Below are 18634 nucleotides of genomic sequence, written 5' to 3' on the forward strand. Positions count from 1 at the left end.
CTCAGTTTCTGAACGGGAATTTAAAGGCGGCGAGGAGCGCTTTCGCTTCATCGTCGGTCTTAGCGGTTGTCGTGATGCTGATATTCATACCGCGCAACGCGTCAATCTTGTCGTACTCGATCTCAGGGAAAATGATCTGTTCCTTGACACCGATGTTGTAGTTGCCACGGCCATCGAATGCACGACCATTTACACCACGGAAATCGCGTACACGTGGCAGGGCCACGGTGATGAAGCGATCCAGGAACTCGTACATGCGAGCGCCGCGCAGGGTAACCATCGTACCGATTGGGTAGCCTTCACGGATTTTGAAGCCCGCGATCGCTTTACGCGACTTGGTGGTCACTGGCTTCTGGCCGGCGATCTTGGTCAAGTCAGCAACAGCGTGCTCGAGTACTTTTTTATCCGCGATTGCCTCACCAACACCCATGTTCAGGGTGATCTTGGTCAGGCGTGGAACTTCCATCGACGACTTGTAGCCAAATTTGGCTGTCAGGTCGGCGACGACTTTTTCTTTATAGAATTCTTGGAGACGTGCCATGATTTCTTAAGCCTTCACTACTTCGCCGGAGGATTTAAAGACGCGGACTTTTTTGCCATCCACTTCTTTGAAACCCACGCGATCTGCCTTGCCAGTCGCTGCATTGAACAATGCAACGTTGGACACGTGAATTGGCATGGTCTTATCGACGATACCACCAGTTACGCCAGTCATCGGGTTAGGCTTAGTCGCTTTTTTAGCGATGTTAATGCCGTCAACCACGATATGTTCAGCATCGATACGTTGCTGTACCACACCACGTTTGCCCTTGTCTTTCCCGGTCAGAACGATGACTTCGTCGTTTTTACGAATCTTATCCATTACGACTCCTTACAGGACTTCCGGTGCCAGGGACACGATTTTCATGAACTTCTCAGTGCGCAGTTCGCGCGTGACAGGTCCAAAAATACGGGTACCGATCGGTTCCAGCTTGGCGTTCAACAGAACGGCGGCATTGCCGTCGAACTTCACCAGGGAACCGTCTTGGCGGCGAACACCTTTAGCGGTGCGCACAACCACGGCGTTATAAATTTCACCTTTTTTGACACGACCACGTGGCGCAGCAACCTTAACGGTTACCTTGATCACATCGCCAATGCCAGCATAACGGCGCTTGGAGCCGCCCAATACCTTGATGCACATTACTTCTTTGGCACCGGTATTGTCAGCCACTTCGAGCCGGCTTTCAGTTTGAATCATAGTATTCTCTTTCCCAACTTAAGCCGAAGAATCCACACAATGTAGACCCGCGGTCAGTCTTGGTCCCGCCAGAGCCGCCCTGCTGGGCTTCACTGTTTGGGTGCATGACCTTCATACATCAACTGACCGCGAATGCTACTGTCTGTGGCCAGACACTTTGCGGCGTTACATGAACGAAGCCCGCAAGTATTACATACAATTTGCGGGCCTGCAAGTACTAATTAAAACCCACCGCCGAAGCGGTGGTTTTTATTTAAACGATGGGTGCGGCTTGAACCACACGGGTCACCGTCCATGCCTTCGTTTTGGAGATCGGACGACCTTCCTGGATCTCTACCGTATCACCGGCTTTGACCTGGTTGGTCTCGTCATGCGCGTGATACTTGTTCGAACGCATGATGATCTTGCCATACAAAGGATGTTTCACGTGGCGCTCGATCAGAACGGTAACGGTCTTGTCCATCTTGTCGGATACCACTTTACCGATCAGCGTGCGCTTGAGCGACTGTTTCACTGGTTCGTTCATTTGGCTTCCTTCAGATTCATTACCGTCTTCACACGCGCGATATCGCGGCGTACCTTCTTGAGCTGCGAAGTGTTGCTCAGCTGTTGCGTAGCGATTTGCATACGCAGGCCGAACTGTGCCTTCAACAGATCATTCAGCTCTTTTTGCAGAGCCGGCTGGTCCTTGCCGCGGAGTTCAGATGCTTTCATATACAACTCCAATTATTGGCCGACTTGACGTACGACAAAAGTCGTAGCCAGTGGCAGTTTAGCGGCGGCAAGACGGAAAGCTTCCCGTGCCAGCGCTTCATCAACGCCATCCATTTCGTACAGTACTTTACCTGGCTGGATTTCAGCCACGTAGTACTCAGGATTACCTTTACCGTTACCCATACGGACTTCAGCCGGTTTGTTCGAAATCGGTTTGTCCGGGAAGATACGGATCCAGATACGGCCACCGCGCTTGATGTGACGGGTCATTGCACGACGCGCCGCTTCAATTTGACGCGCAGTGATACGACCGCGCGCAACTGCCTTCAGACCGAATTCGCCAAACGACACGGCGGTGCCGCGGCTGTGCGAAATACCGGTATTACGGCCTTTCTGCTCTTTACGATACTTTCTGCGTGCTGGTTGCAGCATGATTATTCTCCTGCTTTCTCAGCTGGTGCAGCGGCGGCCGGTTTAGCGGCGCGCACACGAGCAGCACCTGGTGCTGTGGATGGTTTCGCACCCGCTGGACGTGGGCGGCCGGCTGGCTTGCCATCGTCACGGCGTGGACCGCGGCTTTTCTTCTCGTCAGCTGGAGTATCGATTACTGGTGCGTCGCCGTTAGGAGCGCGGTCGCCTTTGTAAACCCATACCTTGACGCCGATGATGCCGTAGGTGGTCGATGCTTCGCTGGTACCGTAGTCGATATCGGCGCGCAGGGTATGCAGAGGCACGCGGCCTTCGCGGTACCACTCTTTACGAGCGATTTCGATACCGTTCAGACGGCCGGACGACATGATCTTGATACCGAGGGCACCCAGGCGCATTGCGTTTTGCATTGCGCGCTTCATGGCGCGGCGGAACATGATCCGTTTTTCCAGCTGCTGCGAGATCGAATCGGCGATCAGTTGCGAATCGATTTCCGGCTTGCGGATTTCTTCGATATTCACGTGTACTGGCACGCCCATGATCTTGGTCAAAGCGGACTTCAGTACTTCGATGTCTTCGCCTTTTTTACCAATGACCACGCCTGGACGCGAGCTGTAGATCGTGAAGCGCGCGTTCTTTGCTGGACGCTCGATAACGATGCGGCCAACCGAAGCGTTCTTCAGTTTCTTTTTCAGGTAAGCACGTGCTTTCAAGTCTTCGTTCAGCATGGCAGCGAAATTGCCGTTGCCTGCATACCAGCGCGAAGCCCAGTTACGGGTGACCGCCAGACGGAAACCGGTTGGATGAATTTTCTGACCCATCGTGGCTCCTTAGTTACCGACAGTCACGTAAACGTGACAGGATTGTTTCGAAATACGGTCGCCACGGCCTTTTGCACGCGCGGTGAAGCGCTTCAGGACCGGACCCTTTTCGACGTAGATCGTTTTCACGAACAATTCGTCGATGTCGGCGCCATCGTTGTGCTCAGCATTCGCAATTGCGGATTCCAGAACACGCTTGATGATCGCAGCACCTTTTTTCGGGCTGAATTGCAAGATGTTGAGTGCAGCGTCAACTTTCTTGCCACGGATCAGGTCCGCAACCAGGCGGCCCTTTTGGTCCGACAGGCGCACACCTTTGAGGATAGCTTTAGTTTCCATTATTTCTTAGCCTTTTTGTCAGCTGCATGGCCCTTGAACGTACGGGTCAGTGCGAATTCGCCGAGCTTGTGACCAACCATGTTTTCGGAAACATAAACTGGCACGTGCAGCTTGCCGTTATGTACCGCGATCGTCAGGCCGATGAAGTCAGGCATGATTGTCGAACGACGCGACCAGGTTTTGATTGGCTTTTTGTCTTTGGCAGCTTGCGCAGCTTCAACTTTTTTCACCAGGTGGGCGTCACAGAACGGCCCTTTTTTCAATGAACGTGTCATGTGCTACCCCTTATTTCTTGCCGCGGCGCGAGACGATCATGGAAGTAGTACGCTTGTTGCTGCGTGTCTTCTTACCTTTAGTCTGTTGGCCCCAAGGCGAAACTGGATGACGACCAGCTGCTGTTTTACCTTCACCACCACCGTGCGGGTGATCGACCGGGTTCATGACCACACCGCGAACGGTAGGACGAACACCGCGCCAGCGCATCGCACCAGCTTTACCGATTTTACGCAGGCTGTGCTCGGCATTGCCGACTTCACCCACGGTTGCACGGCACTCGATGTGCACGCGACGTACTTCACCCGAGCGCAGACGCACTTGAGCGTAGGTACCTTCACGGGCCATCAGCACAACGCCAGCGCCGGCGGTACGGGCCATTTGGGCACCTTTACCTGGCAGCATCTCGACGCAATGCATCACGGTGCCGACTGGGATGTTGCGGATTGGCAAGCAGTTACCCGATTTGATCGGTGCTTCCGAACCGTTCATCACGCTGTCGCCAACGGACATGCCTTTGGTCGCGATGATGTAATGACGTTCGCCGTCGGCGTAGCACAGCAGAGCGATATTCGCGGTGCGGTTTGGATCGTATTCGATACGTTCCACTTTCGCTGGAATACCATCTTTGGTGCGCTTGAAGTCGATCAAGCGGTAGTGTTGCTTGTGACCACCACCGATATGACGGGTGGTGATGTGACCGTTGTTGTTACGACCAGCGGTCTTGGATTTCTTTTCAACCAGGGCAGCAAATGGACGACCTTTGTACAGGTCGGCATTCACCACCTTTACCATGCCGCGACGGCCTGGCGAGGTTGGTTTCATCTTAACGAGTGCCATTATGCAGCCTCCTCGGAGAAGTTGATTTCCTGGCCAGGTTTCAGGCACACGAAAGCACGCTTGGTATGGTTACGACGACCGTTGAACTTGCCGGTGCGTTTCTGCTTACCTTCGCGGTTTGCAGTTTGCACGGACAGAACTTCAACTTTGAACAGCAGTTCAACTGCTGCCTTGATCTCAGGCTTGGTTGCATCCGGCAATACGCGGAATACAATTTGCTCGTTCTTTTCCGCGACCATGGTGGCCTTTTCGGAAATGACCGGCGCCAACAGCACCTTCATCAAGCGTTCTTCGCTATGTTTCAAAATCGCGCTCATGCCAGCATCTCCTCAATCTTAGCCAGTGCAGCTTTGGTGACCAAGATCTTCTTGTAGAACACCAGGGACATCGGGTCTGCATGACGTGGCTCAACAACGAGTACGTTCGGCAGGTTGCGCGATGCCAGTTCCAGGTTTTCGTTCAGAACGTCGGTGATGATCAGAACCGAATCAAAGCCCAGGCCGTTCAATTTTTGCGACAACAGCTTGGTTTTTGGCGCGTCGATCGTCAGATCGTCGATGACGATCAGGCGCTCTTCGCGAGCCAGCTGCGACAGGATCGAGCAGATACCTGCGCGATACATTTTTTTGTTCACTTTGTGGGTGAAGTTTTCGTCAGGCGAGTTCGGGAAAATCCGACCACCGCCGCGCCACAGTGGCGACGACGACATACCAGCACGAGCGCGGCCGGTACCTTTTTGGCGCCATGGCTTTTTGGTCGTGTGGTGAACTTCTTCACGGTCTTTTTGCTTGCGGTTACCGCTACGTGCATTCGCTTGATAAGCGATCACGACTTGGTGGATCAGCGCTTCATTGTAATCACGGCCGAAAACAGTATCAGCAGCGACGACGTTGGAGCCGGCTTGACCTTGCGCATTCAGAAGCTTGAGTTCCATCGTTTAAGCTCCCTTCTTGGCTTTGGTTTTGATGGCTGGCGAGACAACTACCTGGCCATTTTTCGCGCCTGGAATCGCGCCTTTGACCAGCAACAGCTGACGGTCGGCATCGATACGGGCGATCACGAGGTTCTGGATCGTACGGTTAACGTCACCCAGATGACCGGTCATGCGCTTACCAGGGAAAACGCGACCTGGATCTTGCGCCATACCGATGGAACCTGGAACGTTATGCGAACGCGAGTTACCGTGCGTTTGACGGCCGGAAGCGAAGTGGTAACGTTTGATAACGCCTGCATAGCCTTTACCGATGGTAACGCCTTGCACGTCGATCTTTTGACCGACTTCGAACAGGGAAGCGGCAACAACATCGCCAGCTTTCAGTTCAGCGGCTTTAGCAGCGTCAACGCGGAACTCTTTCAACAGAGTACCGGCTTCAACACCAGCTTTAGCGTGATGACCAGCAACAGCTTTGGTCACGCGGGAAGCGCGACGTTGACCGAATGCGACCTGAACAGCGGAGTAGCCATCTGTTTCAGGGGTTTTGATTTGCGCAACACGGTTGTTCGATACGTCCAGCACGGTGACAGGAATCGAATCCCCTTCATCCGTGAAAATGCGCATCATACCAACCTTGCGACCGAGAAGGCCTAGGCTCATTTTTTCTCCATTCCCACCTGCGATTGGGCGGGGCTTGTTTAACTACAAAGTAACGTAGGACTCAAAAAAGACGAATCCATACCGAAGCCGGCTAGTATATAGCACAAAAACCCTTGACGCAACAAGTTAACACGGGGTATGTCAAAGTGTTGTTCGACGCTCTTGCGGGAGTTGTGTAAGGCGGCTAAAAATCATGCCAAACAGCAGGGAAATGGCGGCAGAAGCCGATTTTATGCGGGCTGGCGGCTTAGCGGAAATGCAGTGCAGCAGTAAAACAAACGGGGCACGCGCCTACGCACCTGCCCCGCTTTTATGCCAGGAGCGGCTTATTTTTGGCAGTTGGCCAGGCAATGGTCGTACATGTCCGAGCAGATAGGACTACCACCCAGGCTGGCCTGGCAGCGCGCCACTTTCTGGCCGCACTCCATATAGCACTGCGACACATCGCCGGCCGCAAACGCATAGGACGCGCTCAGGCCGAGGGCAAACAGGAAGGCACCGGCTTTCTTGATCATGACTCATCTCCTTTTTATATGGATGGAAGAACAGGCAAGGCTGCGGCGCCACCCTCGCCACAACTCCAGGCAAGCCCTCAACAGCTCGCCATTAAGAGAAAGACAATGCCAATAGAATACCGTAAACAATACCAACTCAACACCACTTTTCTTAAAAAACAAATAAGTTTATGCGCTCAGTGAATTTTTACTGCCCCCGCTGCCAGGCGCCTGCCGCAGGATGCTGTCCATGGCAGGACATTGTTTTCCCAACTCGGCAAGCCATGCAGGGCGCCGCACAGCAACGGCTATCGTCATGCCAGTCATGCGCAGGGTAATTGTGGCGCCGGCGCGACGCAGGATCGCGCAGATGCGGGCCGCCAGCTGGCGCGCCGAAAACAGCCTGATGACGTCATCGCCGGCACCGATTTCTACTCCATGCTGCGGTCGCGCTCCCCCATCGCTGCGGGCCGGTGCGCAGATCAGCGGCACAAATGGCGGATACCCATGCAGCGGATGGACACCGTCAATCAGAGGCGCGCCGCACGCGCCGCGAAACATGCCGCAGGCGTGTAAATACTGATAGGATATTTCACAATAGCATTACTTCAACGAGTCACGTTTGCCCCCACTGCAAATACGAGGAGATCATGAAGAAACATACTATCAGCCTGCTATGCGCCGCCGCCCTGCTCAGTGCCTGCAGCACGCCGGCGTCGCTACTCACCGCCTCCAACGAACAGCACGATGCCTGCAATAACGCCGAACTGAAGGGGCAACTGGCCGAGGCCGATCTCGCCTGCACCCAGGCGCTGCGCACGGCAGAACAAGCGAATGCCTCGCCTGAACTGCTGTCGCAGCGCCAGTACAACCTGGGTCGGATCAAACGGCTGGAAGGCAAGAATGACGAAGCCGAGCAGCTCTACCGCCAGGCACTGGCCACCGAAGAAGCGGCCCAGCCGCGCAGCGACGCCCGCATCGGCCGGCGCCTGGTGGAACTGGCGTCAACGCTGGCAGCGCAAGGCAAATGGCAGGAGGGCAGCGATTATCTGCAGCGCGTGCTGCCTCTGCTGCCGAACCTGTCGCCTCCTTCGCGCACGTACTCCGCCAACGTATTGCAGCAGTACGCACGGCAATTGCAAGGAGGGCCGCAAGCAGCGCTGGGCAAACGCTTTGAGGTGGTGGCGGCCAGCCTGAAATAGCGCCATGGCGCCATCGTCACAACGAAAAAAAAACCAGGCGCAAGGCCTGGTTTTTGAGACGCCCGGCAAGCGCCGGACGTTCACTGATCAGTTGAAGACGATCAGAAGAAGGTGTAAGCAGCCGATACGCCGATACGACGGAACTGTGGCTGGTAGCCATCACGCCAGTTGATCGGTGCATCTTTCGCGAACAGGTTGTCGATGTACAGGCTCAGACGGGTGTTCTTGATCGCGGTGTACGCCAGGTTGTAATCAACCGTCGTGTTGCTGCCAACACGCGAGCAAGCTGCCATGTTTTCGGCCGAAACCTTGTTCGTCACACAGTAAGTCGGCGACGATGGGCTGTTGTTGCTATAGCCGCTCTTGTAGTTCACCGTCACACCGTTGTCGAAGGCGCCGGACTTCAGGCTGCCGCGCAGCTTGATGCTCATACGCGGACCCAGGTCATAGGTACCGGAGATATTGCTATCGTAGGCATTGTCAGCAACGCTGTACTCCTGATATTTCCACAGGTAAGTACCTTCCAGGTTCAGACGAACTTGACCGACCGGGGTGTTGAAACGGCCCGAACCATCAAAGTCGAAACCCGAAGCACGGGTGCGGCCGCTGTTGACGTATGGGTTGTACAACAGGCCCAGTTTGCCAACGCCACCGAAGTTGGTGGTATTACCTGGAGCATACTTGTTGACCAATGCCAGGAATTGCGCATCGGCAGCCGAGTTATCAACGCGAATCAGCTGGCCAGCTGGCAGCGAGTCTTCGCCTTTCAATACGTCGGCAACCGAACGGATACCGATTTCATCCTTGCGCTCGATGTGGAAGTAGTCCAGTGCCACGGTCCAGTTCTTGACCGGCTCAAACACGAAACCAGCGGTGATCGAACGCGAAGTTTCCGGTTTCAGGTCCTTGTTGGCCGATACAAAGCTAGCCAGGCCAGCCAGGCAGTCAGCGTTCTGGAAGCTGTTACCCTGAGCTTTGTCGGTGCTGGTGGCAGCCGCATTGTTCTGGATCAGCTTGTTCAAGGTGCTGGCGGTCGAGCAACGGCGTGGATCGCTGACGTTGGTAGCGAACGAGCTACGGCCCAGGCCGTTACCGGTTTCAACGATGTTTGGCGCACGGAAGCCACCCGATACGGTAGCGCGCAACAACAGGGTATCGGTCGCATTGATACGCAGGCCGAGCTTCGGCGAGAAATGCACGTCGCTGTTGGTGGATTTGTCGGCACGCACGGCAGCGCTCAACTCAACGCGCTTGATGACCGGGATGGTAGCTTCGGTAAACAGTGCGTAGTGATCCATCTTGTCGTCGACTTGCAAGCCAGCAATGCCGACCAGCTCGCCGCGCAGCACGTTGTCCGAACTGGCCATCTTGTATTTTTCACGACGGATGTCGGTACCGAATGCAACGCTCAGCGGACCGGCAGGCAATTGCATCACTTCACCGGAGATGGTCGCATTGGCAAACGAGATCTTCGATTCGCCTTCGGTGGTACGGATCGGGAACATCGAATCCAGCAGCGCTGGATCGTTTTGCTGGCCAAACTTGTAGGTACCGTTGACGATGGCGTTGGTGTAGCCGGCAGCGCTCACTGCACGGGTCGCCTTGGTCGCTTTCGAGTTCATGTAACCGAACGACGATTTCCAGTCAAAGCCCTTGACGTCACCAGCCAGGGTCAGCATGAAGCGCGACTGATCCGATTCGGTGCGGTTGAAGTTGAAGCCGTTGCCGGTGTCCATCATGCGTGCGCGGTATTCCACCGGCACATTGTATGGATTGCTCGGGTGGCCAACTGGCAGTTTTGGATAGAAGAACGGACCAACTACCTTGCCATCGACTGCGTTGTACCAGGTGCTCGACGAAGTAGTGGCGCTACCGTTGCTGACGTTGAAAGGAGCGACGATATATTGATTGCTGGCGCCGGCGCTGGTGATTTCAAAGTTGGCATCGATATCCTTGCCGATTTTGAAATGCGTGTTGCTGGCGATGTTGTAACGCTTGGCATCGGTGGTCAAGCCGGTGTACGGCAGGATGTCCATCTTGCACAGCTTGTCAACCGGATCGATACTGCCGGCAGGGCAGCCAGGCGCGGCAACGATATTCGTGCTGCTCAGGTAATAGTTACCGGTAGGCGAGAACGAGCTCTTGGCGTCCCAGGTCGAACGGCCCGGGGTTTGACGGTGCCAGTCAGGATAGCGGTTGCGCAGGTCGCCGACCGAATAGCCATCGCTTTGGTAGACTTCATACGAAACGTAGGTGTTGAAGCCGTCGCGGTCGATATCGCCGACGCCGAAGATACCGGACGCACTGCGGTTACGCTGGTCGCTGAAGTTTTCGGATTCCTTGTAGTTGGCGGTAACTTTCGCGCCCTGGAAATCCTTCATCAAAATGATGTTGATCACGCCGGCGATGGCGTCGGAACCGTAGATCGCCGAAGCGCCGTCTTTCAGGATCTCGATGCGCTCGATAGCGGCAGCAGGAATCGCATCCAGGTTGGTGAAGTTTTGTTGTGCGCCATCGGCCAGGCCGTATTGCGCAATGCGCTGGCCGTTAACCAGCACCAGGGTGGCAACCTTGCCCAGGCCGCGCAAGCCCACGCCCGAGGAACCCGTCGCGAAGCTGCCGGAGCTGCTGGTCGCCGAGTTGATGTCGGTGCTGACGGCGGACGATGCATTCAGGATGCCCAGTGCCGTGGTTTGGCCGGTACGGTCGATGTCTGCACGGGTCATCACTTGTACCGCACCGGCGGCTTCTGCCTGGGTGCGTTTGATGCTACTACCGGTGACTTCGACGCGTTGCAATTTCTCTTCAGGCTGTGCTGCCTGTTGTGCCAGTACATTTTGCGAGAATGCCAGCGTCAGCGCGATGGCAATGGTGCTTCTCTTCAAACCCGGTGTCTGGCTGTTGATTGTTTTTTTATTCAAAACGACTACTCCCAAGATTTTTCTATTGTATGAGACGTCACGTCGGAGTGATCGTCTTTGTAAGACACTCACACTTTGTAACGTGTTTTACAAATTTCTCACATCATTGATGATTAGAAAAGTAGAAAAACGGTCATTGCCATTTTTAATTCGTTTTAAACACAAATGTGTTGTTTAATGGAATCAGTTTAAACAATTTACGCCTTAGAAAGCGTCGTCTGATCGCCTCCTGAGCACAGAAAAGTGCGTCGACGAATACAGAGCCATCGCACCATGGCGGCGCGGCTGAAAACGCACTTGGGCGTCGTGTCGTGAGGCTGGGAGCCGCACAAAAAAATAGGGCCAGATATGCACGCGCTTGCGGACAGGTCCGGCCCTATTATCCGCTGGCGAGAGGGGCAATCCCCGCGCGCCAGCGTGAAACAATTATTGCAGTTTGATTTCTACATCAACACCAGCTGGCAGGTCCAGCTTCATCAGCGCGTCAACGGTTTTGTCCGTTGGGTCAACAATGTCCATCAGGCGTTGGTGCGTACGGATCTCGAACTGATCGCGCGAAGTTTTGTTGACGTGCGGGGAACGCAGCACGTCGAAACGCTGAATACGGGTAGGCAGTGGTACTGGGCCTTTGACGACAGCGCCGGTGCGCTTCGCGGTTTCAACGATTTCCAGAGCGGACTGGTCGATCAGTTTGTAATCGAAAGCCTTCAGGCGGATACGGATTTTTTGGTTTGGTGTCGACATGGTATTTCCTTAAAAGAACGAACCGCGCGGTCTGCACGGCAATGAGGTAACACGGGAATTTCTGACGCAACAACCGTCAGGGTCGACATGATAGCACCAAAATGCTTGCCAACCCCGGCAGTCGAAAAAAAAGAGGGGCGCCGGGCGACGACGCTTCCTCTTTTATGCAGGCTTAAGAATTAAGCCAGGATTTTTGCAACAACACCAGCGCCGACGGTACGGCCGCCTTCGCGGATAGCGAAGCGCAGACCTTCTTCCATCGCGATCGGGTTGATCAGCTTGACGGTGATCGACACGTTATCGCCTGGCATCACCATTTCTTTGTCTGCTGGCAACTCGATCGAACCGGTTACGTCCGTGGTACGGAAGTAGAACTGTGGACGATAGTTGTTGAAGAATGGCGTGTGACGGCCGCCTTCGTCTTTCGACAGAACATAGATCTCGCCGGTGAAGTGCGCGTGCGGCTTGATCGAGCCTGGTTTTGCCAGAACTTGACCACGTTGCACGTCTTCACGCTTGGTGCCGCGCAGCAGCAGACCAACGTTGTCGCCTGCTTGACCTTGGTCCAGCAGTTTGCGGAACATTTCCACGCCGGTGCAAGTCGTTTTGACGGTATCGGTGATACCAACGATTTCGATCTCTTCGCCGACCTTGATGATGCCGCGCTCGATACGACCGGTCACAACGGTACCGCGACCCGAGATCGAGAACACGTCTTCCACTGGCATCAGGAACGCACCGTCAACTGCGCGCTCTGGGGTTGGGATGTAAGCATCCAGGGCATCGGCCAGACGCAGCACTGCGTCCACGCCCATTTCGCCTTCTTGACCTTCCAGCGCCATACGGGCCGAACCTTTGATGATAGGCAGATCGTCGCCTGGGAAGTCGTATTTCGACAACAGCTCGCGCACTTCCATTTCAACCAGTTCCAGCAGTTCTGCGTCGTCGACCAGGTCGCACTTGTTCAGGAACACGATGATGTATGGAACGCCAACTTGGCGGGCCAGCAGGATGTGCTCGCGGGTTTGTGGCATTGGGCCGTCTGCTGCGGAGCAAACCAGGATCGCGCCGTCCATTTGTGCTGCGCCGGTGATCATGTTCTTGATGTAGTCGGCGTGGCCTGGGCAGTCAACGTGAGCGTAGTGGCGGGTAGCCGTTTCGTACTCAACGTGCGCGGTGTTAATCGTAATACCGCGTGCTTTTTCTTCTGGAGCTGCATCGATCTGGTCGTATGCTTTAGCTTCGCCGCCGAATTTTTTCGACAGTACCGTTGCGATTGCAGCGGTCAGGGTGGTTTTACCGTGGTCGACGTGGCCGATGGTGCCGACGTTGACGTGCGGCTTGGTCCGTTCGAATTTACCTTTTGCCATTTTATTCTTCCTTAGAACAATGATTTAAATGTAGGGACCGGAATTCTCGTGAAATCCGGCCCGGAACTTCTATTACTTAGCTTTCGAGCTTACGATTGCTTCAGTCACATGCTTAGGTGCTTCAGCATAGTGTTTGAATTCCATCGAGTAAGTCGCACGGCCTTGCGTTGCGGAACGCAGCGAGGTCGAGTAGCCGAACATTTCCGACAGAGGTACTTCGGCCTTGATGATCTTGCCGCCACCGCCAGCAATCTCATCCATACCTTGCACCATGCCGCGACGCGACGACAGGTCGCCCATCACGGTACCGGCGTAATCTTCTGGCGTTTCCACTTCCACCGACATCATCGGCTCCAGGATAACTGGAGCTGCTTTGCGGCAACCATCTTTGAATGCCATCGAAGCGGCCATGCGGAATGCATTTTCGTTCGAATCGACATCATGGTAGGAACCGAAGAACAGCGTAACTTTAACGTCAACAACTGGATAGCCAGCCATCACGCCCGAGTTCAGCGTTTCGCGCACGCCTTTTTCAACTGCAGGGATGAATTCGCGAGGAACGGTACCGCCCTTGATCGCGTCAACGAATTCAAAGCCCTTGCCTGGTTCTTGCGGTTCGATCTTCAGAACCACGTGACCGTATTGACCACGACCACCCGATTGCTTGACGAATTTGCCTTCCGACTCTTCGCAAGTTTTGCGGATCGTTTCGCGGTAAGCCACTTGTGGCTTGCCGACGGTCGCTTCAACGTTGAATTCACGTTTCATGCGGTCAACGATAATTTCCAAATGCAGCTCGCCCATACCACCGATGATGGTCTGGCCCGATTCTTCATCGGTTTTTACGCGGAACGAAGGATCTTCCTGTGCCAGGCGGTTCAGCGCCAGGCCCATTTTTTCCTGGTCAGCCTTGGTCTTAGGCTCAACCGCCTGCGAGATCACTGGCTCAGGGAAAATCATTTTTTCCAGGGTGATGATCGACGAAGGGTCGCACAGGGTTTCGCCCGTGGTTGCTTCTTTCAGACCCACTGCAGCGGCGATATCGCCGGCGCGCACTTCCTTGATTTCTTCGCGTTGGTTCGCGTGCATCTGCAGAATACGACCCAGACGTTCCTTCTTGCCCTTGATCGGGTTGAAGACGGTATCGCCCGAATTGATCATGCCCGAGTAGACGCGGAAGAAGATCAGCTGGCCCACGAATGGGTCGGTCATGATCTTGAACGCCAGCGCGGCGAATTTTTCATCGTCCGACGCTTTACGCGACGTCGGCTGGTCATCTTCATCCACGCCTTCAACTGGCTTGATGTCGACTGGCGATGGCAGGTACTCGATCACGCCGTCCAACATGGCTTGTACGCCCTTGTTTTTGAACGCGGTGCCGCACATCATCGGCACGATTTCCGATGCCAGGGTACGCGTGCGCAGAGCAGCCTTGATTTCAGCTTCCGTCAGGTCGCCTTCTTCCAGGTACTTGTTCATCAGCTCTTCCGATGCTTCAGCAGCGGCTTCGACCATCTTCTCGCGCCACTCAGCGGCTTGATCAGCCAGCTCAGCAGGGATATCGCGGTAGTCGAACTTCATGCCTTGCGAAGCGTCGTCCCAATAGATGGCTTTCATCTTGACCAGATCGACCACGCCCTGGAAGCTGTCTTCAGCGCCGATAGGGATTTGCAGAGGAATCGGGTTCGCTTTCAGACGCGCACGCATCTGATCGTACACTTTGAAGAAGTTGGCGCCGGTACGGTCCATCTTGTTCACGAAGGCCAGACGTGGCACTTTGTACTTGTTAGCCTGACGCCATACCGTTTCCGATTGTGGCTGCACACCGCCGACTGCACAGTAAACCATGCAGGCGCCATCCAGCACGCGCATCGAGCGCTCAACTTCAATGGTGAAGTCTACGTGGCCCGGGGTGTCGATGATGTTGATGTGATGCTCAGGGAAGTTGTTAGCCATGCCCTTCCAGAAGCAAGTGGTCGCTGCGGACGTAATCGTGATACCGCGCTCTTGCTCTTGCTCCATCCAGTCCATGGTGGCGGCGCCATCATGCACTTCACCGATTTTGTGGCTTTTACCTGTGTAGAACAGGACGCGTTCGGTGGTGGTCGTCTTACCTGCATCAATGTGAGCGGAGATACCGATATTGCGGTAGCGCTCAATGGGGGTCTTGCGGGCCATAATTAATCCTAAATGAATGGACAAAACCGAGCAGCATTTTTTTGCAAAAATGAGCCCGGCCTCGAACAACAGATACTTGACAGCCGCCTTGCGGAAGCTGGCTTTTTATTAGAAGCGGAAATGCGAGAACGCTTTGTTCGCTTCAGCCATGCGATGGACTTCGTCGCGTTTTTTCATCGCGCCGCCGCGGCTTTCAGCCGCTTCCATCAGCTCACCGCCGAGGCGTTGTGGCATCGATTTTTCGCTGCGCTTGTTAGCAGCTTCACGCAACCAACGCATGGACAGAGCCATACGACGGACTGGGCGAACTTCGACCGGCACCTGGTAGTTTGCACCACCAACGCGACGGGATTTCACCTCAACCAACGGCTTTGCGTTGTTGATTGCGGTAACGAAAACTTCGAGTGGATCTTTGCCGGTTTTAGCAGCGATGTGCTCGAAAGCACCGTAGATGATGTTTTCTGCAACCGATTTTTTACCGGACAGCATCAGTACGTTTACAAATTTAGCGACATCAGTGTTGCCGAATTTTGGATCTGGCAAAATTTCGCGTTTGGGTACTTCACGACGACGTGGCATATCAATTCCTTTCAATCTTCAGTTGAGCGCGCGTTCTTCGCACACTCGCGGACGACCATCATAGTCCTCCACTTACTCGACCAGATGCGGTCGACTACATTCACTTAGTTAGCTGCCACTGAGCGAAACTTGGGTTTGCTACTAACAACTATTACTTCTTGCCGGCCTTAGCACGTTTCGTACCGTACTTCGAACGCGCTTGTTTACGGTCTTTCACGCCTTGGGTATCCAGAGCACCGCGAACCATGTGGTAACGCACACCTGGCAAGTCTTTTACACGACCGCCGCGCAGCAGAACAACGCTATGCTCTTGCAGGTTATGGCCTTCACCGCCGATGTACGAAATCACTTCGAAACCGTTGGTCAGACGCACTTTAGCGACTTTACGCAGAGCCGAGTTAGGCTTCTTTGGAGTCGTGGTGTACACACGGGTGCAAACGCCACGTTTTTGCGGGCTGTTTTCCAGCGCCGGCGATTTGCTTTTCACGGTCAGAGCGACGCGTGGATTGCGAATCAATTGATTGATGGTTGGCATCGTTATAAATCCAACAAAAAACTACGATTAATAACCCGGACAAGATGTCCGGCGACTAAAACCTCGTCCCGCTTCCGTACTGCCCTGCCTAGCTTCACCCGGCGCCCGCAGCCACTCGGTAAGGAGCGGCCATGACATCACCAGATAACACGTAAACGATGAGCAGAATAAAATCGAGAACTCGCTAGTTTAGACCTTGTACTACAGGGGGTCAATCAGTTTACGGCTTTTTGCTATAAAAAAAGGCAAAAAGGCGTGCGATTTGTGGTATTTTCATCAATAACTGATGGCCGTTCAAGCAGGCAAAAATAATCTTTCTTGCATTCTTTCCTTCTAGGAATGTCACTGTGGCAATGCACCGCCCTGCCGCTTGCGTGGCCAAGCAGGGACTTCCTGATATGTGACCGCAAGATGACAAAAGGGCTGATAATAGCGGACATTTTTCGCCGCACTTTGTCCCCATCGCCCCCAGTCCTGACCCTATGCGCACATTGTTTCGCCCCGCCAACCGCCTTGCCACGCTATTTCTGCTGCTGAGCTACCTCCTGCTGACGGCCGTGCCCTTTATTCCGGTACTGCTGGGGCATCCCCCCGAACATCCGTGGCAGATGCTCAGTTTTGAATTGCTGGCCTGGCTGGCCGTATGGGGCATTTTCAAGCGTCCCGCGTATTTCCACTGGCTGCTGGTGCCAGCCTTTCTGGCCGTGCCGACGGAAGTCTACCTGTTCATCTTTTATGGCCAGGGCATTTCCACGCATCACCTGGGCATCATCATGGAAACCAGCCCGATGGAGGCGATGGAATTCCTGGGCCAGAAAGTCTGGCTGATGGGCGCCATCATGCTGGCGGTGATCGCCTGGTGCGCGCTGGGCTGGTGGGCCGCCACGCGCACGCGCGAACTCGACTGGACCGGCAAGACGCGCCCCGCCGCGCTGGGACTCTTGCTGCTGCTGGGCGGCTTCTGGTTGTACGGCCACGAATTCGGCTACGCCGCCAAGGTGCGCCACCATGCGCCGCACGCTTCGGCATCAGCCAGCGCCGACAGCGACCAGGCAGACGAGGAAGAGAATGCCGAAGACGCCAGCATCGCCGGCGCCGATACAACGGGTCTGGCTTGGCCCAGCCTGCCCCACTGGGCGCAGCTGCCGTATGACATCGGCATGGTCAATAATTCCTGGCCCTTCGGCCTGCTGGGACGCGGCTACGATTTTTACAAGGAACGCCGCTACCTGGCCGAACTGGGCAAGAAAAGCAGCAGCTTCCGCTTCGGCGCCCGGCAGCAAGATCCGGACACGCAACCTGAAGTAGTGGTGATGGTGATCGGCGAGTCGTCGCGCTACGACCGCTGGAGCCTGAATGGCTACACGCGCGACACCAATCCGCTGCTGAAACAGGAAAGCAACCTGGTGCCGCTGGCCGACGTCATCACGTCCGTCTCGGCCACCCGCCTGTCGGTGCCCGTGATCGTATCGCGCAAGCCGGCCAGACAAAGCCTGAAGGACGGCTTCTCGGAAAAGTCGTTTATTACCGCCTACAAGGAAGCGGGCTTTAAAACCTACTGGCTGTCGAACCAGATCTCGTTCGGCAAGTTCGACACGCCCGTCTCCGTGTTTGCCAAGGAAGCCGACGTGGTGCAGTTCCTGAACCTGGGCGGTTTCACGAATACCTCGAACTTCGACCAGATCCTGTTCGACCCGCTCAAAAATGCGCTGGCCGACCCGGCGCCGAAAAAACTCATCGTGCTCCATACCCTGGGCAGCCACTGGAACTACAGCGAGCGCTATCCGAAATCATTCGACAAATGGCAGCCTTCGCTGTTCGGCGTGGACAAGCCCGTCTACACGGATACGGCCATCAAGCCGCAGCTGAACAACAGCTATGACAGCTCGATCCTGTACACGGACTGGTTTTTATCGAACGTGATCGGCATCCTCAAGGACGGCGGCGAGCGCACGGCCCTGCGCAGTTCCCTCGTCTACGTGGCCGACCATGGCCAGACCCTGTACGACGGCACCTGCCGCCTGGCCTTCCACGGCCATAACACGCAATATGAATTCCACGTGCCGTCCTTCGTCTGGTACTCGCCGCAATTCCAGATCCGCTATCCGGACAAGGTGGCGCAGCTGCACCTGCACCAGAAAGCGCGGCTGTCGACGGAAAACATGTTCCACACCCTGCTCGACATGGGCGACATCCACTTCCCCGGCGAACAGCCCGAGTGGAGCTTCGTCAATCCCCGCTTCAAGCAGCACAAGCGCTATGTCGACAGCTACGGCTGGACCAACTACGACAATTCCACCCTGCGCGGCGATTGCCATGAAGTGATCGACCGGGGCACGCCGGAAAAACAGGACAAGTAGG

At 55.1% G+C, this 18634-nt stretch carries 23 protein-coding genes; 3 read left to right on the forward strand and 20 right to left on the reverse strand.

The features are described from left to right. Nucleotide 1: 1 nt before the first annotated feature. The 14 genes from rplE to ACL9RI_RS13765 form a co-directional block, all read right to left on the reverse strand. Nucleotides 2–541: a 50S ribosomal protein L5 gene (rplE, locus tag ACL9RI_RS13700; RefSeq protein ID WP_183680788.1), complete on the reverse strand. Its 540-nt coding sequence runs from the start codon at nucleotides 539–541 to the stop codon at nucleotides 2–4. A gap of 6 nt (nucleotides 542–547) precedes the next feature. Next, the gene (gene rplX / locus ACL9RI_RS13705) at nucleotides 548–862 is read right to left on the reverse strand and encodes a 50S ribosomal protein L24 (protein WP_010394419.1); all 315 of its coding nucleotides are present in this window, start codon (nucleotides 860–862) and stop codon (nucleotides 548–550) included. A 9-nt stretch (nucleotides 863–871) separates the two neighbouring features. Beyond that, a complete protein-coding gene (rplN, locus tag ACL9RI_RS13710; RefSeq protein ID WP_008444317.1) occupies nucleotides 872–1240 on the reverse strand; it encodes a 50S ribosomal protein L14 in 369 nt (122 codons plus the stop codon). Nucleotides 1241–1493: 253 nt separating this feature from the next. Continuing rightward, nucleotides 1494–1766 (reverse strand): 30S ribosomal protein S17, encoded by a 273-nt coding sequence (rpsQ, locus tag ACL9RI_RS13715; protein ID WP_065310148.1) that lies wholly within the window; start codon nucleotides 1764–1766, stop codon nucleotides 1494–1496. Next, nucleotides 1763–1954 carry a 50S ribosomal protein L29 gene (gene rpmC, locus ACL9RI_RS13720; protein ID WP_010394412.1) on the reverse strand — a complete coding sequence of 64 codons (192 nt, stop codon included), beginning with the start codon at nucleotides 1952–1954 and terminating at the stop codon, nucleotides 1763–1765. The genes rpsQ and rpmC overlap by 4 nt, the downstream gene beginning before the upstream one ends. Nucleotides 1955–1966: 12 nt before the next feature. Then, nucleotides 1967–2386: a 50S ribosomal protein L16 gene (rplP, locus tag ACL9RI_RS13725; protein ID WP_038497037.1), complete on the reverse strand. Its 420-nt coding sequence runs from the start codon at nucleotides 2384–2386 to the stop codon at nucleotides 1967–1969. A 2-nt stretch (nucleotides 2387–2388) separates the two neighbouring features. Next, nucleotides 2389–3204 carry a 30S ribosomal protein S3 gene (gene rpsC, locus ACL9RI_RS13730; protein WP_183680789.1) on the reverse strand — a complete coding sequence of 272 codons (816 nt, stop codon included), beginning with the start codon at nucleotides 3202–3204 and terminating at the stop codon, nucleotides 2389–2391. A gap of 9 nt (nucleotides 3205–3213) precedes the next feature. Further along, nucleotides 3214–3546, reverse strand: a complete 333-nt coding sequence (gene rplV / locus ACL9RI_RS13735) for a 50S ribosomal protein L22 (protein WP_170840583.1) — start codon at nucleotides 3544–3546, stop codon at nucleotides 3214–3216. Beyond that, nucleotides 3543–3818, reverse strand: coding sequence for a 30S ribosomal protein S19 (gene rpsS, locus ACL9RI_RS13740; RefSeq protein ID WP_008444295.1), 276 nt, complete (start codon nucleotides 3816–3818; stop codon nucleotides 3543–3545). The genes rplV and rpsS overlap by 4 nt, the downstream gene beginning before the upstream one ends. Nucleotides 3819–3828: 10 nt before the next feature. After that, the gene (gene rplB / locus ACL9RI_RS13745) at nucleotides 3829–4656 is read right to left on the reverse strand and encodes a 50S ribosomal protein L2 (RefSeq protein WP_219118954.1); all 828 of its coding nucleotides are present in this window, start codon (nucleotides 4654–4656) and stop codon (nucleotides 3829–3831) included. Continuing rightward, nucleotides 4656–4973 carry a 50S ribosomal protein L23 gene (rplW, locus tag ACL9RI_RS13750; RefSeq protein WP_010394398.1) on the reverse strand — a complete coding sequence of 106 codons (318 nt, stop codon included), beginning with the start codon at nucleotides 4971–4973 and terminating at the stop codon, nucleotides 4656–4658. Before rplW ends, rplB begins: the two co-directional genes overlap by 1 nt. Then, nucleotides 4970–5590 (reverse strand): 50S ribosomal protein L4, encoded by a 621-nt coding sequence (gene rplD / locus ACL9RI_RS13755; protein ID WP_183680791.1) that lies wholly within the window; start codon nucleotides 5588–5590, stop codon nucleotides 4970–4972. The genes rplW and rplD overlap by 4 nt, the downstream gene beginning before the upstream one ends. A gap of 3 nt (nucleotides 5591–5593) precedes the next feature. Continuing rightward, nucleotides 5594–6250, reverse strand: a complete 657-nt coding sequence (gene rplC / locus ACL9RI_RS13760) for a 50S ribosomal protein L3 (protein ID WP_076565200.1) — start codon at nucleotides 6248–6250, stop codon at nucleotides 5594–5596. 326 nt (nucleotides 6251–6576) lie between these two features. Further along, a complete protein-coding gene (locus tag ACL9RI_RS13765; protein ID WP_422727107.1) occupies nucleotides 6577–6765 on the reverse strand; it encodes a hypothetical protein in 189 nt (62 codons plus the stop codon). 240 nt (nucleotides 6766–7005) lie between these two features. Between ACL9RI_RS13765 and ACL9RI_RS13770 the strand changes: the two genes are divergently transcribed. Beyond that, nucleotides 7006–7320, forward strand: a complete 315-nt coding sequence (locus ACL9RI_RS13770; protein ID WP_422727108.1) for a hypothetical protein — start codon at nucleotides 7006–7008, stop codon at nucleotides 7318–7320. A 74-nt stretch (nucleotides 7321–7394) separates the two neighbouring features. Continuing rightward, complete coding sequence (locus ACL9RI_RS13775; protein WP_422727109.1) at nucleotides 7395–7946, forward strand: hypothetical protein; 552 nt, start codon at nucleotides 7395–7397, stop codon at nucleotides 7944–7946. 101 nt (nucleotides 7947–8047) lie between these two features. Here the strand turns inward: ACL9RI_RS13775 and ACL9RI_RS13780 are convergent, their stop codons facing one another. From ACL9RI_RS13780 to rpsL, 6 genes are all read right to left on the reverse strand, one after another. Beyond that, complete coding sequence (locus ACL9RI_RS13780) at nucleotides 8048–10831, reverse strand: TonB-dependent receptor plug domain-containing protein (RefSeq protein WP_422727110.1); 2784 nt, start codon at nucleotides 10829–10831, stop codon at nucleotides 8048–8050. A gap of 462 nt (nucleotides 10832–11293) precedes the next feature. Continuing rightward, nucleotides 11294–11611 (reverse strand): 30S ribosomal protein S10, encoded by a 318-nt coding sequence (gene rpsJ / locus ACL9RI_RS13785; RefSeq protein WP_038497056.1) that lies wholly within the window; start codon nucleotides 11609–11611, stop codon nucleotides 11294–11296. Nucleotides 11612–11790: 179 nt separating this feature from the next. Next, nucleotides 11791–12981 carry an elongation factor Tu gene (gene tuf / locus ACL9RI_RS13790; RefSeq protein ID WP_422727111.1) on the reverse strand — a complete coding sequence of 397 codons (1191 nt, stop codon included), beginning with the start codon at nucleotides 12979–12981 and terminating at the stop codon, nucleotides 11791–11793. 72 nt (nucleotides 12982–13053) lie between these two features. After that, the gene (gene fusA, locus ACL9RI_RS13795; RefSeq protein WP_422727112.1) at nucleotides 13054–15159 is read right to left on the reverse strand and encodes an elongation factor G; all 2106 of its coding nucleotides are present in this window, start codon (nucleotides 15157–15159) and stop codon (nucleotides 13054–13056) included. Nucleotides 15160–15267: 108 nt separating this feature from the next. Beyond that, nucleotides 15268–15738: a 30S ribosomal protein S7 gene (gene rpsG, locus ACL9RI_RS13800; protein ID WP_152248496.1), complete on the reverse strand. Its 471-nt coding sequence runs from the start codon at nucleotides 15736–15738 to the stop codon at nucleotides 15268–15270. A 151-nt stretch (nucleotides 15739–15889) separates the two neighbouring features. After that, nucleotides 15890–16273, reverse strand: coding sequence for a 30S ribosomal protein S12 (gene rpsL, locus ACL9RI_RS13805; RefSeq protein WP_025603541.1), 384 nt, complete (start codon nucleotides 16271–16273; stop codon nucleotides 15890–15892). A gap of 482 nt (nucleotides 16274–16755) precedes the next feature. Here rpsL and ACL9RI_RS13810 point away from each other — a divergent pair, with 482 nt between their 5' ends. After that, a complete protein-coding gene (locus ACL9RI_RS13810; RefSeq protein WP_422727113.1) occupies nucleotides 16756–18633 on the forward strand; it encodes a phosphoethanolamine transferase in 1878 nt (625 codons plus the stop codon). Nucleotide 18634: the final 1 nt, after the last annotated feature.

The sequence above is a fragment of the Janthinobacterium sp. Mn2066 genome (assembly GCF_049319705.1).
Classification (GTDB): domain Bacteria; phylum Pseudomonadota; class Gammaproteobacteria; order Burkholderiales; family Burkholderiaceae_D; genus Janthinobacterium.